The following is an 11,880-nucleotide window of genomic DNA, read 5'->3' as shown; positions in this document are numbered from 1 at the left end:
GTTCATCTGTCATGGTTCTCCGGTCCACGCGGTCGGGCGTGTCGCCCATCCGCTCATTCCTCTGCCCCGGAATCGAAATTCACCTCAGGCTTCGGAACAATGTCCCGGACGTACCCACGCTGGAACCCAGCGAGGTACACGATTGGGTACTGCTCGCCTCGCCACCCGCCACAACCCGAAGAACAGGCATGACCCGGTGCAAGGCAACCCGAACAGTATGCCCGACGCCGTCGACGACTTCAAATCCGCCCCCACCGCAGCAGCTCTGGCCGCCCCCAGTGCAGGTCATGCGGTGGATCCCGGGCGCGCCCCCGCGATCGTCGCGCTACCGGAACAGGATATCGGCACCGCATCGCCACCAAACTTACTTACGAGTAAGATACGGGCATGACGAACGAGACCGCAACGTACCGCGGCTGGAAGAAGCTGCCGGACAACCGGCTGGGGCACACCCTGTTCTCGCTGGGCATGGTGGCGCGGGTGCCGTACTTCGGCACGGTGCTGCCGAGCGTGGTGCGGCTGGAGCCCGGACTGTGTGAGGTGACCTCGCCGAAGTGGTTCGGCATTCACAACCACCTGGGCACCTATCACGCCATCGCCGCGTGCAACCTGGCCGAGGTCGCGATGGGCATGCTCAGCGAGGCCACCGTGCCAGGCACGCATCGCTGGATTCCGAAGGCGATGAACGTGCAATACCTGGCGAAGGCGGAGACCGGGCTGCGCGCGGTGGCGAAGCTGCCGGAGATTCCGGACTTCACGGCGATCACCGAAGGGCAGGACCTGGTCGTGCCCGTCTCGATCTACGACAAGAACGGCCTCGAGGTCGTGCACGCCGACATCACCACCTGGGTCACCCCCAAATAGCTCCGGCGGGTCACCGTGTTCCCGAGGCGGGGCGAGCGACTTCGGGAACACGCGGTGATCGGTGTCGCAGACAGTTGCGCCGGCGTGGTCGGGGCGGTTTGAATGCCGGTATGAGTGCCAGCGCGGTCCCGGATGTCGATCTCTGCGTGGTCGGGCTCGGTCCGACCGGCCGGGCGCTGGCACACCGGGCGATGCGCGCCGGGCTCACCGTCACCGCGGTCGATCCGCGGCCGGAGCGGCTGTGGCCGCCCACCTTCTCCTGCTGGATCGACGAGCTGCCGGAATGGTTGCCGCCCAGCGCGATCGCCACCCGAATCGAAGCGCCGACGGTGTGGACGAGCACCGAGCATCGCATCGAGCGCCCCTACTGCGTGCTGTCCAAGTCCGGCCTGCGCCACGCGCTTCCACTCGACGACGCCACCGTCGTCGCCGGGCGGGCCACCCGGGTCGATGCCAATGAGATAGAGCTCGTCGACGGCATAATCCTCAGGGCCGCAATGGTTTTCGACGCTCGTGGGCTGCCGACGCTCGGGCAGCGCCGGGCGGCGAGCGCACACGGCATCTTCGTCGCCGCCGAGACCGCGGCGCCGATGGTCGCCGAAGGCGAAGGGCTGCTGCTGGATTGGCGGCCGGAGAACGGCGCCGGGCCGGACGAGCCGCCGTCGTTCCTGTATGCCGTCCCGCTCGGCGACGGCACGGTGATCTTCGAGGAAACCAGCCTCGGTCTGCGGGGTGGCATGCCGCAACACGAACTACGCAAGCGCACGCTGAGCCGCCTTGCCGCGCACGGGATCACGCTCACCGGTGCCGAGCCCAGCGAGGCCGCGCACTACCCGCTGGACCAGCCGCCGCCGAAAAAGGGCACGGCCCAAGCGATCCCGTTCGGCGCCCGTGGCGGCATGATGCATCCCTGCACGGGCTACAGCGTCGCCGATTCGCTGGCCCTCGTCGATACCGCCGTCATCGCCATCCAACAGGGCCGCGACCCGATCGCCGAGCTATGGCCCTGGCAGGCGCGACTGACCTATTGGATGCGCATGCGCGGCCTCTTCGGACTCGGCCGTCTGACCACCGAACAGTCGATCTCGATGTTCGATGCCTTCTTCACCGCCTCACCCCGCAGCCAACGCGCCCTGCTCTCGGCACACGACGACTACACCGCGCTCGGCGCGGTCCTCGTCAACACCGTCGCCCACACCTGGCCCTTCCACTGGCGCTACGACCTCGTCGGCTGGACCAATCGCAACCGCTGGCTGGGTTACGACTTCACCGAGTCCTCCGAACGCACCGAACCCCGTATCGGATAGCACCCGAGCCCGGCGGCAACGCCTTCGTCACCGCCTGCCGATCATCGTCAGGCGCCGGTCTCGGCGGCGCGGCGGTAGCCGCGGATCGCGGGGTAGGCGAAGACCACGATCAAGCCGAGGGTCCAGGCGAGCGTTTTCATGAGGGGCTCGGCTACCGGGCCGCCATAGGACAGCCCACGCATCGCGTCGATGGCACAGCTCATGGGTTGATCGGCGACGGTGCTCTGGAGCCAGGTGGGATAGGCGAAGACCGGGACGAATCCGGAGTTGAAGAACATCAGCAGGGTGTTGAAAGTGCCGATGAGGCTGACCAGCAGCACGCCCTCGGTGATCGTCGCCAACGTAGTGACCAGAACGGCGAAGCCGACGCCGAACAGCACCGGGATGCCGATCAGGGCGATCGCCGCGAGCGGGCCCTGCCCGAAACGGAAACCGATGGTGTAGCCGACCGCGATGACGAACAGCGTGGTCACCAGGACCCGCAGCGCCTCGGCCAGTAGTCGTCCGGTCAGGCCCGCGGCTCGGTGCACCGGCATGGTCCAGAAGCGACCGAGCAGGCCGGTGTACTTCTCCCTCTTGAAGCCGAGCGCGCTGACCACGGCTCCCGACATCGCCGCGATGAGCGTGATCATCGCGACCTGGCCGTACACGCTCGGCATACCGGTGGCCGCTGTGATCGAGTTACCGAGCACCACACGGAACATCAGCAGCGTCAGCGCCGGATAGATCAGCGTCTGGATGGTGGTCGCCGGGTCGCGCGCCCACACCAGTAGCAGCCGCTTGCATTGCAGCAGGCTGTGGCTGACCAAGGTGGTCAGCGCGCGTTCGGATTTCGCGGACACCGTGGGCAGGGGCGTGTGCCCGCGCCCGACGGTGCCGTCGGAGTCGGTGTGCTCCTTGGTTGCCTCGACAGAACTCATGCCCGCCTCACGCTCGCCCAGATCGCCAACGGCGTGAACACGACCGCCATCCCGACCAGCCACACCAATGGCACCCACAGCACGTGCCAGGTCACCCCGTCGTGCGCCATATCGCGCATCGCGAAGGAGAACTGGGAGATCGGCTGATTACGCACAAACGGCCGGATCCACATCGGGAAGCTGCGTTCCGGGACGAAGCCGCAGGACAGCATGCCGAAGATCAGGGTGGGCAGGGTCAGCGCCTGGCTCAACGATTCCGGGCTCTTGGTCACGCTGCCGAGCCCGTCGGCGCCGAGCGCGAGGATGGTCCCGACCGCCAGCGAGAACACGCAGAACAACACGGCCTGGCCGAATCCGGCGACGAACCGGAAGCCGATCAGGTACCCGAAGATCAACGACGCGATCAATGAGGTAACTGAGCGGACCATGCCCGCTGAGATCCGCGCCGACAACGGCACCAGCGTGCCGATCGGCATGGTCTGCAGCCGGGTACTGAGCCCCGTGAGCGCCTCGAACGCGGAGAGCTGGGCATTCGACATCATGGTGAAGGCCATGGTCTGCAGCACGATGATCGGCATCACGAACTGCGCGTAGTCGATGCCCTGGAACTTCATCACGTAGCGCAGCGGCAGATAGAACCCGAGGGTGAACACCAGCGGGGTGATCGCCGCAACGATCAATTCGCCATCGGTGGCCATCGTCCGGACGATCCGCCCGGACAGCGCCCGCCACTGCGCGAACGACGAGATCCGGGCGGCGGGCAATTCGGCGAACAGCGACGCCGCGCCGGCGCCGGTGACGGCCCGATCGGCGGTAGGAGCGGTCACGACGTCGCCTCGCTGACGCTCGGCTCCGCCGCGACTGTGTCGATGGTCAGCTCGCTCACGCGGTGCCGCCCGAATGGCCGGTGATAGAGAGGAACACGTCATCGAGCGACGGCCGCCGCAACGCGATGTCGGCCAGCGCGATCCCTGCGGTGTCGAGCCTGCGCAGCGCCTCGGTGAGCGTGCCGGCGCCATCCGGAGCCGGGATCGAGATCCGGTCCGCACCGTTGATTTCGGCGAGTACCGCCGCGGGCACCAGATCACCGAGTGCTGCGGCGGCGTTGGTCAGCTGCGTCGGGTCCAGCGGGACCACCTCGCAGTAGCTGCCGCCGGTCTTGGCCTTGAGCTCGTCGGCGGTGCCCGCGGCGATCACCGTGCCCTTGTCGATGACGATGATGTTGTCGCTGAGCACATCGGCTTCCTCGAGGTACTGCGTGGTCAGCAGCACCGTGATGCCCTGGTTCTTGAGCGCTGTCACCAGATCCCACACGCCCTGGCGGCTGCGCGGGTCCAGTCCGGTGGTCGGCTCGTCGAGGAACACCACCTCGGGCCGCACCACCAGGCCGCAGGCGATGTCGACGCGGCGGCGCATGCCGCCGGAATAGTGGCCGACCGCACGACGCCCGGCGCTGACCAGGTCGAATTCCTCGAGCAGCACGTCGGCGCGCTTGCGGGCGGCGGGTTTGCTCAGGCCCATCAGGCGGCCGAACAGTTCCAGGTTCTCCCGGCCGGAGAGGTTCTCGTCGAGTGCGGCGTACTGGCCGGTCATCATGATCGACCTGCGCACCCCCGCCGCCTCCTTCTGCACGTCGTGGCCTGCGACGACGGCTGTGCCGGAGTCCGGGCGCAGTAGCGTGGACAGGATCTTCACCGTGGTCGTCTTGCCCGCGCCGTTCGGGCCGAGAATGCCGAGCACGCTCGCCTTTTCGGCGCGAAAGCTGACACCTTGCAGCGCGTGCACGTCACCGAACGATTTCCGCACGTTGTCGACGACGACCGCGTAATCAATCGGGTCGACCGCGGCATCACCCGGGTGCGAATCTGCTTGGTTCAAGCTCGGCATCAACTCTCCACTATCGGCCGGGGCGACCAGGTCGCCGGAGCGCACGTATGAATACGTCCGGGTTGGTGATCCGTACAGCCTGGCGTGATGTTACCGGCAGGTCGTTTCGGACCGGGCCGACCGCGCGGTACCCAGCCGACCGCGAACCCGCGTGTGTGCTTGCTCACATTAAACCGGCGCGATCGGCTCGGTACTGGATCGATGCCGGTCCGGGCCGCCGTTGGCAGCGTAGGGCGGCGGAGCCTTGTCGGGCCGCCCCGGCGACCATAGTCTTCTATTCGGGGGAACACACGCACGTACTCGTCGGCGGCAGCGCTGCTTCTATGAAGCGGTCTGCGTCGGATCGACTCCGCGGGAGGTGACCATGGCTGAGACCGCGCAGCGATCGGGCCGTTCGAACGTGCTGACGTCTTATGACCCACGCACCGGCGAAGTCGTCGGCAACTATGCCGTGATGGGCGTCGGCGAGCTGAATCGCACCATGTGCGCGGCGCGATCGGCCGAAAAGTGGTGGGCCGAACTGGGATTCAGTGGACGCAAGCGCTGGCTGCTGGACTGGAAACGCAGCATTGCCAGGCGGGCAAGCGAATTGGTGGAAATCCTCTGTGAGGAAACTGGAAAACCAGAGGCGGACGCGGCGATCGAGGTGATGCTCGCGGTCGAGAATCTGGATTGGGCCGCGCGCAACGCGGCCCGCGTGCTGGATCGGCACAAGCTCCGATCCACCTGGCTGAACCGCAATCAGCACGCCTCGGTCGGCTACCTGCCGCTCGGCGTGGTCGGCGTGCTCGGCCCGTGGAACAACCCGGTGTTCACCCCGATGGGGTCGATCGCCTACGCGATGGCGGCGGGCAACACCGTGGTGTTCAAACCGAACGAACTCACCACCGGGGCGGGCGTCTGGTTGGCCGAGAGCTGGAACCGGCTGGCCCCGAATCAGCCTGTACTCCAGGTGGTTACCGGTGATCACGCGACCGGCGCCGCACTGTGTCGCACCAAGGTGGACAAGATCGCCTACGCGGGCTCGGATGCCGGTGCACGCGAGGTGATCTCGCTGTGCGCGCAGACCATGACGCCGGTGGTGGTGGAGCGAAACGGCAAGGGCACCATGGTTGTCCACGTCGATGCAAAGCTCGATGATGCCGCCGAGGCGGCGGTCTTCGGTGCTATGGCCAACGCCGGGCAGAATGCCACCGGCGTGCAGCGGGCCTATGTCGCCAATTCGGTGTACGACCGGTTCCTCGAGCTGGTGACCGAGCAGGCGCGGCGGCTGCGGCCGGGTGCGGACAAGCGCGCGTCCTACGGGCCGATGATCCTGGAGTCACAGGTCGATGTGGTGCGCAAGCAGGTTCGCGATGCGCTGGCCAGGGGCGCCCGGGCGGTGGTCGGCGGGCTGGACTCGATCCGCGAGCCCTATATCGAACCGATCGTGCTTGCCGAGGTGCCCGAGGAGAGCGTCGCAATCACCAGCGAGAGCATCGGGCCGGTGCTGATCGTCAACAAGGTCGCGAACATGGACGAGGCCGTGCAGCGGATCAATGCGACCGGCAACGGTGTCGCGGTCTCGGTGTTTACGCGCGACGCGTACAGCGTCGAGGCGTTCGCCGAGCAGCTCCGGGTCGGCGTTGTGACCGTCAATTCTTCGACCACCTATGCCGCGATACCGGCGCTACCCTTCGGCGGGGTCGGCGAATACGGCCAGGGCCACCACCACGGCGCCCAGGGTCTGCGGGAGTTCAGCCGGACATTGGCCATCGCGCGCAAGCGCTATCGGTCGCTGGTGAATCTGTCCACCTTCGACCGCCACCGCCGCCATCTACGCCTAGCCAAGACCATTTTCCGGGGGCGGCACGGGTGCCGTTGACCAGCCGAGCAGCACCGCTTCCATCAGCGTGCAGACCCGGGCCAACTGCTCGGGGCGAGAGTCGAACTTGGTGAGCCTGCCGACGTCGATCACCTGACCGATGGCGGCGTGCACGCGGAAGCGCGCCTCGACCAGATCGCCGTCGAGCAGGTTGGCCCATTCGAGGACGTTCTGGCGCTGGATGGCGCGCAGCTTATGCTGCTCGGCCTGCGGCAGGTTGCTGAACTCGGCGTAGTAGACCGGCATGATCTCCGGCATCGAGAAGGTGAGCCGGGCCTGGCGGTCGGCGATGCGCCGGACCGCGTCCGGGCGGCTGGTGGCCTCGGCCAGCGCCTCGGTGATGGCGATGGCTACCCGGTCACCGGTGCGGTGGAAGGCCGCGGCCAGCAGATCGGCCTTACTGGTGAAATACCGGTACACGCTGGAGGCATTGATGCCGACGGCGGCGCCGATCTCCTCGATGCTCGCCTCGTGATAGCCCTGCCTGCCGAAGATCCGGATCGCCTCGGTGAGCAACTGTTCGCGTTTCGAGGTGACCGGCAGGCCGCGCGATACCGGTCCGGGGTCGGGGTTCGGCGGCGCGGGCGGCAGCTCGGCGCGCAGGATCGACCAGCACATGTCGTGCAACAGCGGCAGCAGCCGGGCGGTGGACAGCGCGGTGCGGTGCGCGGAAACGCTGGCGATCGCGCTGAGCACCGCAGCCGCGAGCATCGCCACATCCTCGGGCGGCGCGGTCGGCCGCAGTTCCGCGATCGGTGCGGCCAGCGTGGCATTGAGATCGTCGTAGATCTTGCGGATCCGGATCCGATCTCCGCGCTCCAGGTAGCGCCGCTCCCAGCGATAGAGCCCGGCCTCGCGCCGGATGTCGATGGTGTGTTCGCTCATCGCCCTGATCAGGGCGTCCAGCCGCCGCGACGGCGCCAGTTGCGGATCGTCCGCGGCCCGGGCAACCTCCAGCAAGTGCTGGGCGCCCTCCTCCGCGGCCGCGACGAGGAGCGCGTACTTGCTACGGAAGTGCCGGTAGAGCGCGGGCCCGGAGATCCCGACCTCGGCGGCGATCTCATCGACACCGACCGGGTAGTATCCGCGTTCGCTGAACGCGCGCGCGGCCGCCCTGATGATCTGTACCTTGCGATCCTTCGGGCGACGCCGCACCGACTGGCCGGCGTCAGGCCGCGCGGGAGCGAGGCCGACCTCGCTGCGATCCGCGACCATTAGCTCTCCGTTCTGGGACGGCACTGCTGGTTGACAGCGCCGGACAAATCAACCTAAGTTAACCACAATTCGCAAAGTTAACCACTATTCGTGGCGCGACGCCCGCCGAATTCCAGACCAGGAGCACCAAATGAGCAACACCGATTCCGCAACCACCGCTGGGTCGGCTGCCGCCCCGCCACCCCCTGCCTTCTCGGCCGTCCACGACGGCAAGGTGCTCCGAGTGACCATCACCAAGCCGAAGCGCAAGAACGCCGTCGACTACGACACTATGGTCGCGCTCGGCGACACCTTTCTTGCCGCCGCCGAAGATCCCTCGGTTCGGGTGATAGTACTGACCGGCGAGGGCGCCGACTTCTGCACCGGTGCCGATCTCGCGGCGACCGCCTCCGAGGCGGAGCGCGGCATCACCTCCGATCAGGTGATGGATGCGGCCAACCGGCTCGTGAAAGCCATTGTCGATGCGCCGATTCCGGTCATCGCGCGGGTCAGGGGGGCGTCGGCGGGCCTCGGCGTCGGCCTCGCGCTTGCCGCCGATCTGGTCTACGCCAGCACGGATTCCTACCTGCTGCTCGCCTTCATCAATATCGGCCTGATGCCCGACGGCGGGGCCGCCTCGATGGTCGCCGCGGCCGCCGGGCGCCCACTCGCGGCCGAGATGGCGCTGCTCGGCGAGCGGCTACCCGCCCCGCAGGCCAAGGCAGCCGGGCTGTTCACCGCGGTGGTGGACGGGGACGAGCTGGACGCGAAGGTGGAGGCCGCGGCGGCCAAGATCGCCGGTGGTCCGCGCCGCGCGCTGGAGCTCACCAAGAAGGCACTCAACGCCGCCACCCTGACCCAGCTGGACGCGTCGCTGGCGGCCGAGAAGTCCGGCCAGTCCGAACTGCTGCAGTCCCCCGACTTCTTCGAAGGGGCGACCGCGATGCTGACCAAGCGCAAGCCCGTCTTCGCGGACTGAGTGGACGGCCCGGTGTGACGGCGATCTCCACCGCACCGGGCAAAACACCCTTTCACGGTCCCGGCGACAGGTCGGACAACCCGAGCCGCTATGTTGATCCGCTATGGCTTACCTGGTTACCGGTGCAACTGGGTTCATCGGTCGGTTCCTCATCCCCGAGCTGCTCGAACGCGAGGGCGATATCCATGTGCTGGTGAGGCCGGGCGTCGATTCGGCGGCCCGGTACACCTGCTGTGCGCGCGAGTGGGGCGCCGGCGATCGGGTGCGGCCCGTACGCGGCGATCTCGGCGCCGACCGGCTCGGCATCGATCCGAAGTGGCTCGAAGAGCATCGCGGCTCGATCGACCATATCTTCCATCTGGCCTCCAGCTACGACCTGACCGAGCGCGGCGGCGGCACCCGGCAGGTGGTCGATATCGCCGAGGACCTGAAAGCCGTTCTACTGCACCATATCTCGACGGTGGAGGTGGCAGGCTCGCTCGAGGGTCTGTTCACCGAGGACATGTTCGACCAGGGCCAGGCGCTCACCACCCCGTATCAGCGGGCCAAGTTCGAGGCCGAGCGGATCGTGCGCGCGTCCAGGTTGAACTGGCGGATCTATCGGCCGCCGATCGTGCTCGGCCATTCCCGCACCGGCGAGATCGACCGGATCGACGGTCCCTACTACTTCTTCCGGCTGCTGCGGATGGCCGCGCAGCTGCCGAGGATTCTGCCGGTGCTCGTACCGAAGCTGGGCGAAACCAATATGGTGCCGGTCGATTTCGTCGCCCGCGCCCTGGATTACCTTGCTCACCAGGAGGACTCGAGTAAGACCACTTACCACCTGGTCGATCCGCGCAGACAAAGTGCGGTCGAGGCGCTGAACCTGTTCGCCGACGAGGCCGGTGCGCCACATCTGGTCGAGGTAATGCCAAAACGCACCCTCGACATGGTCTTGCGGGTGCCCGGCGCAAGCCGGCTACTCCCCCGCGTCGGGGTTCCGCTGAATGTGTTGGAGCACAGCGAATTCGCGTCCTGGTTCGACTGCCGACGCACCACCGCCGCACTCGGCGGAACCGATATCAAGGTACCGCCGCTGGCCGCCTACGCCCCGCTGATCTGGAAGTACTGGATCGAGAACTGGGTCTAGTCGCCGGTGATCGTGAGGTAGATCAGCGCGACGTTCAGCAGCGTGATGATGCTCGCGACCAGCCAGGCCATGGCCGTGGTGATGCGATGGTTCACGTCGGCGCCCATGAGCACGCTGTCGCTGGTGAACCGGACCAGCGGGATCAGTGCGAACGGGATGCCGAAGGACAGCACCACCTGCGAGACGATCAGCGCGCGAGTCGGATCGATGCCCGCCGCGAGAATGGCCAGCGCCGGAATCAGCGTGACCACCCGCCGTGCCACCAACGGAATCTTGCGACGCAGCAGGCCCTGCATGATCATCGCGCCCGCATAGGCGCCGACCGAGGTCGAGGCCAGGCCCGAGGCGAGCAGGCCGATCGCCAACAGCAAGGCCGCCATCGGGCCGAGCGCGTCGCCGACCGCGGCGTGCGCGCCCTGGAGGGTGTCGACGTTGTCGCGGCCGCGCAGGGTCTGGGCGGCCATCAGCAGCATCGCCATATTCACCGCACCCGCGAGCACCATGGCCAGCACGACGTCGATCCGGGTCGCGTGCAGCAGCCGGGCCCGCAGCGGACCGGACTCCTGATGCCCGTGCCGATCCCTGGCGAGCCCGGAATGCAGATACACCGCGTGCGGCATGACGGTCGCACCGATCATCGCCGCGGCTAGCAGCACGCTCTCGCTGCCGTCGAAGCGCGGCACCAGCCCGCCGACGGTGCCAGAGACCGAGGGCGGTGCGATCACCAGACTGGCCAGGAAGCCGATGGCGATGATCGCGAGCAACCCGGTGATGACCCGTTCGAACGGCTGCTGGCCGCCCCGGTCCTGCACCATGAGCAGACCCATCGACACCACACCGGTGATCACCCCTCCGACGACCAACGGCAGCCCGAACAGCAGGTTCAGCGCGATCGCGCCGCCGACCACCTCGGCGAGATCGGTCGCCATCGCGACGATCTCCGCCTGGCCCCAATACGCCAGCCGCACCGGGCGACCGGACCGGGACCGAACCGCCTCGGGCAGCGACATGCCGGTGACCAACCCGAGCTTCGCGGAGAGGAACTGCACCAGCCCGGCCATCACGTTGGCCATCACGATCACCCACACCAGCAGATAGCCGAACTGGGCGCCAGCGCTGATATTGGATGCCACATTGCCTGGGTCGACATAGGCGATCGCGGCCACGAAGGCCGGCCCGAGTAGAACCGCAACGGCTCGCGCGCGCTGAGACGCCGAGCGCGCCGACTCCACCATGGTTGTAGTTGTACTCACGGAACAGAAGTTTACGGGTTACCGAACTTTTTGGTTAGGGCTGTCCGCCTCCCCGAATCTTCGGGCCAGACCAAGTGCCGCCACAGTGGCGTTGGCGGCCGTCGGCCCATGCGCCGGTCCAGAGCCTGATGATGGCCGGGTAGCGTTTCTCCCATTTGTCGCTGAACTCGGCGAACCGGTCGAGCGCCTCGGACTCCGACGCCGCGGTGTACACGGGTTTGAGGTCTTTGGCGACCGCGGCCCAGTCGCTACTTCGCCCGCGTCCGGATGGGCGCGGTCACGCGTCGAAGTCGTCGTCCAGTGGTACCGGGATGGACTGTTCGATAACATCGGCAGCGTCGGCGTTCAAGGCGTCCCGATCGACCGCGACGCCGATCTCCTGCTCAATGCCGGTGTCGGCGTCCGGATCATCCGGATACGCCAGGATGGATTGTTCAACGAGGTCGGCCTCCGGAACCTCGTCCACGACGCGGGGCGTGCTGC

At 67.3% G+C, this 11,880-nt stretch carries 11 protein-coding genes and 1 pseudogene; 5 read left to right on the top strand and 7 right to left on the bottom strand.

Annotated features, from left to right (window positions below):
- The first annotated feature begins 387 nt into the window (after positions 1-387).
- Positions 388-864, top strand: a complete 477-nt coding sequence (locus ACV7NQ_RS22315; RefSeq protein WP_463361428.1) for a hotdog fold domain-containing protein — start codon at positions 388-390, stop codon at positions 862-864.
- A gap of 110 nt (positions 865-974) precedes the next feature.
- Positions 975-2,171, top strand: coding sequence for a lycopene cyclase family protein (locus tag ACV7NQ_RS22310; RefSeq protein WP_463361427.1), 1,197 nt, complete (start codon positions 975-977; stop codon positions 2,169-2,171).
- 47 nt (positions 2,172-2,218) lie between these two features.
- Here ACV7NQ_RS22310 and ACV7NQ_RS22305 read toward each other — a convergent pair whose 3' ends face one another.
- The 3 genes from ACV7NQ_RS22305 to ACV7NQ_RS22295 form a co-directional block, all read right to left on the bottom strand.
- Positions 2,219-3,091 (bottom strand): ABC transporter permease, encoded by an 873-nt coding sequence (locus ACV7NQ_RS22305; RefSeq protein ID WP_463361426.1) that lies wholly within the window; start codon positions 3,089-3,091, stop codon positions 2,219-2,221.
- Positions 3,088-3,867, bottom strand: coding sequence for an ABC transporter permease (locus tag ACV7NQ_RS22300; protein ID WP_463365772.1), 780 nt, complete (start codon positions 3,865-3,867; stop codon positions 3,088-3,090). Before ACV7NQ_RS22300 ends, ACV7NQ_RS22305 begins: the two co-directional genes overlap by 4 nt.
- Positions 3,868-3,973: 106 nt before the next feature.
- Positions 3,974-4,978: an ATP-binding cassette domain-containing protein gene (locus ACV7NQ_RS22295; RefSeq protein ID WP_463361425.1), complete on the bottom strand. Its 1,005-nt coding sequence runs from the start codon at positions 4,976-4,978 to the stop codon at positions 3,974-3,976.
- Positions 4,979-5,342: 364 nt separating this feature from the next.
- Here ACV7NQ_RS22295 and ACV7NQ_RS22290 point away from each other — a divergent pair, with 364 nt between their 5' ends.
- A complete protein-coding gene (locus ACV7NQ_RS22290) occupies positions 5,343-6,842 on the top strand; it encodes an aldehyde dehydrogenase family protein (protein ID WP_463361424.1) in 1,500 nt (499 codons plus the stop codon).
- On the opposite strand, the gene ACV7NQ_RS22285 is transcribed toward ACV7NQ_RS22290, so the two are convergent.
- Positions 6,801-8,057 carry a TetR/AcrR family transcriptional regulator gene (locus ACV7NQ_RS22285; RefSeq protein WP_463361423.1) on the bottom strand — a complete coding sequence of 419 codons (1,257 nt, stop codon included), beginning with the start codon at positions 8,055-8,057 and terminating at the stop codon, positions 6,801-6,803. The two genes, ACV7NQ_RS22290 and ACV7NQ_RS22285, sit on opposite strands and share 42 nt — an antisense overlap.
- Before the next feature lie 130 nt (positions 8,058-8,187).
- On the opposite strand from ACV7NQ_RS22285, the gene ACV7NQ_RS22280 reads away from it, so the two are divergent.
- Together ACV7NQ_RS22280 and ACV7NQ_RS22275 are read left to right on the top strand one after the other, a co-directional pair.
- The gene (locus ACV7NQ_RS22280; RefSeq protein WP_463361422.1) at positions 8,188-9,015 is read left to right on the top strand and encodes an enoyl-CoA hydratase-related protein; all 828 of its coding nucleotides are present in this window, start codon (positions 8,188-8,190) and stop codon (positions 9,013-9,015) included.
- Between the two features lie 103 nt (positions 9,016-9,118).
- Positions 9,119-10,144, top strand: coding sequence for an SDR family oxidoreductase (locus ACV7NQ_RS22275; RefSeq protein WP_463361421.1), 1,026 nt, complete (start codon positions 9,119-9,121; stop codon positions 10,142-10,144).
- Here the strand turns inward: ACV7NQ_RS22275 and ACV7NQ_RS22270 are convergent.
- The 3 genes and pseudogenes from ACV7NQ_RS22270 to ACV7NQ_RS22260 all read right to left on the bottom strand — a co-directional run bounded on the left by ACV7NQ_RS22270 (position 10,141) and on the right by ACV7NQ_RS22260 (position 11,863).
- On the bottom strand, positions 10,141-11,379 hold the full coding sequence (locus ACV7NQ_RS22270) for an Nramp family divalent metal transporter (protein ID WP_463365771.1): 1,239 nt from the start codon (positions 11,377-11,379) through the stop codon (positions 10,141-10,143). The two genes, ACV7NQ_RS22275 and ACV7NQ_RS22270, sit on opposite strands and share 4 nt — an antisense overlap.
- Before the next feature lie 118 nt (positions 11,380-11,497).
- Positions 11,498-11,641: pseudogene (locus tag ACV7NQ_RS22265) on the bottom strand (transposase); the annotation flags it as partial.
- 33 nt (positions 11,642-11,674) lie between these two features.
- A complete protein-coding gene (locus ACV7NQ_RS22260) occupies positions 11,675-11,863 on the bottom strand; it encodes a hypothetical protein (protein ID WP_463361420.1) in 189 nt (62 codons plus the stop codon).
- Positions 11,864-11,880 lie beyond the last annotated feature (17 nt).

This window comes from Nocardia sp. Tas62D01, assembly GCF_055232035.1.
Note: the sequence above shows the minus strand (reverse complement) of the source record. Positions and strands in the feature narration are given on the sequence as shown.

Coding starts and splice junctions, on each gene's coding strand:
- ACV7NQ_RS22305 (WP_463361426.1), bottom strand. CDS start 3,091: ATGAGTTCTGTCGAGGCAACCAAGGAGCACACCGACTCCGACGGCACC.
- ACV7NQ_RS22310 (WP_463361427.1), top strand. CDS start 975: ATGAGTGCCAGCGCGGTCCCGGATGTCGATCTCTGCGTGGTCGGGCTC.
- ACV7NQ_RS22275 (WP_463361421.1), top strand. CDS start 9,119: ATGGCTTACCTGGTTACCGGTGCAACTGGGTTCATCGGTCGGTTCCTC.
- ACV7NQ_RS22295 (WP_463361425.1), bottom strand. CDS start 4,978: ATGCCGAGCTTGAACCAAGCAGATTCGCACCCGGGTGATGCCGCGGTC.
- ACV7NQ_RS22315 (WP_463361428.1), top strand. CDS start 388: ATGACGAACGAGACCGCAACGTACCGCGGCTGGAAGAAGCTGCCGGAC.
- ACV7NQ_RS22285 (WP_463361423.1), bottom strand. CDS start 8,057: ATGGTCGCGGATCGCAGCGAGGTCGGCCTCGCTCCCGCGCGGCCTGAC.
- ACV7NQ_RS22290 (WP_463361424.1), top strand. CDS start 5,343: ATGGCTGAGACCGCGCAGCGATCGGGCCGTTCGAACGTGCTGACGTCT.
- ACV7NQ_RS22270 (WP_463365771.1), bottom strand. CDS start 11,379: ATGGTGGAGTCGGCGCGCTCGGCGTCTCAGCGCGCGCGAGCCGTTGCG.
- ACV7NQ_RS22280 (WP_463361422.1), top strand. CDS start 8,188: ATGAGCAACACCGATTCCGCAACCACCGCTGGGTCGGCTGCCGCCCCG.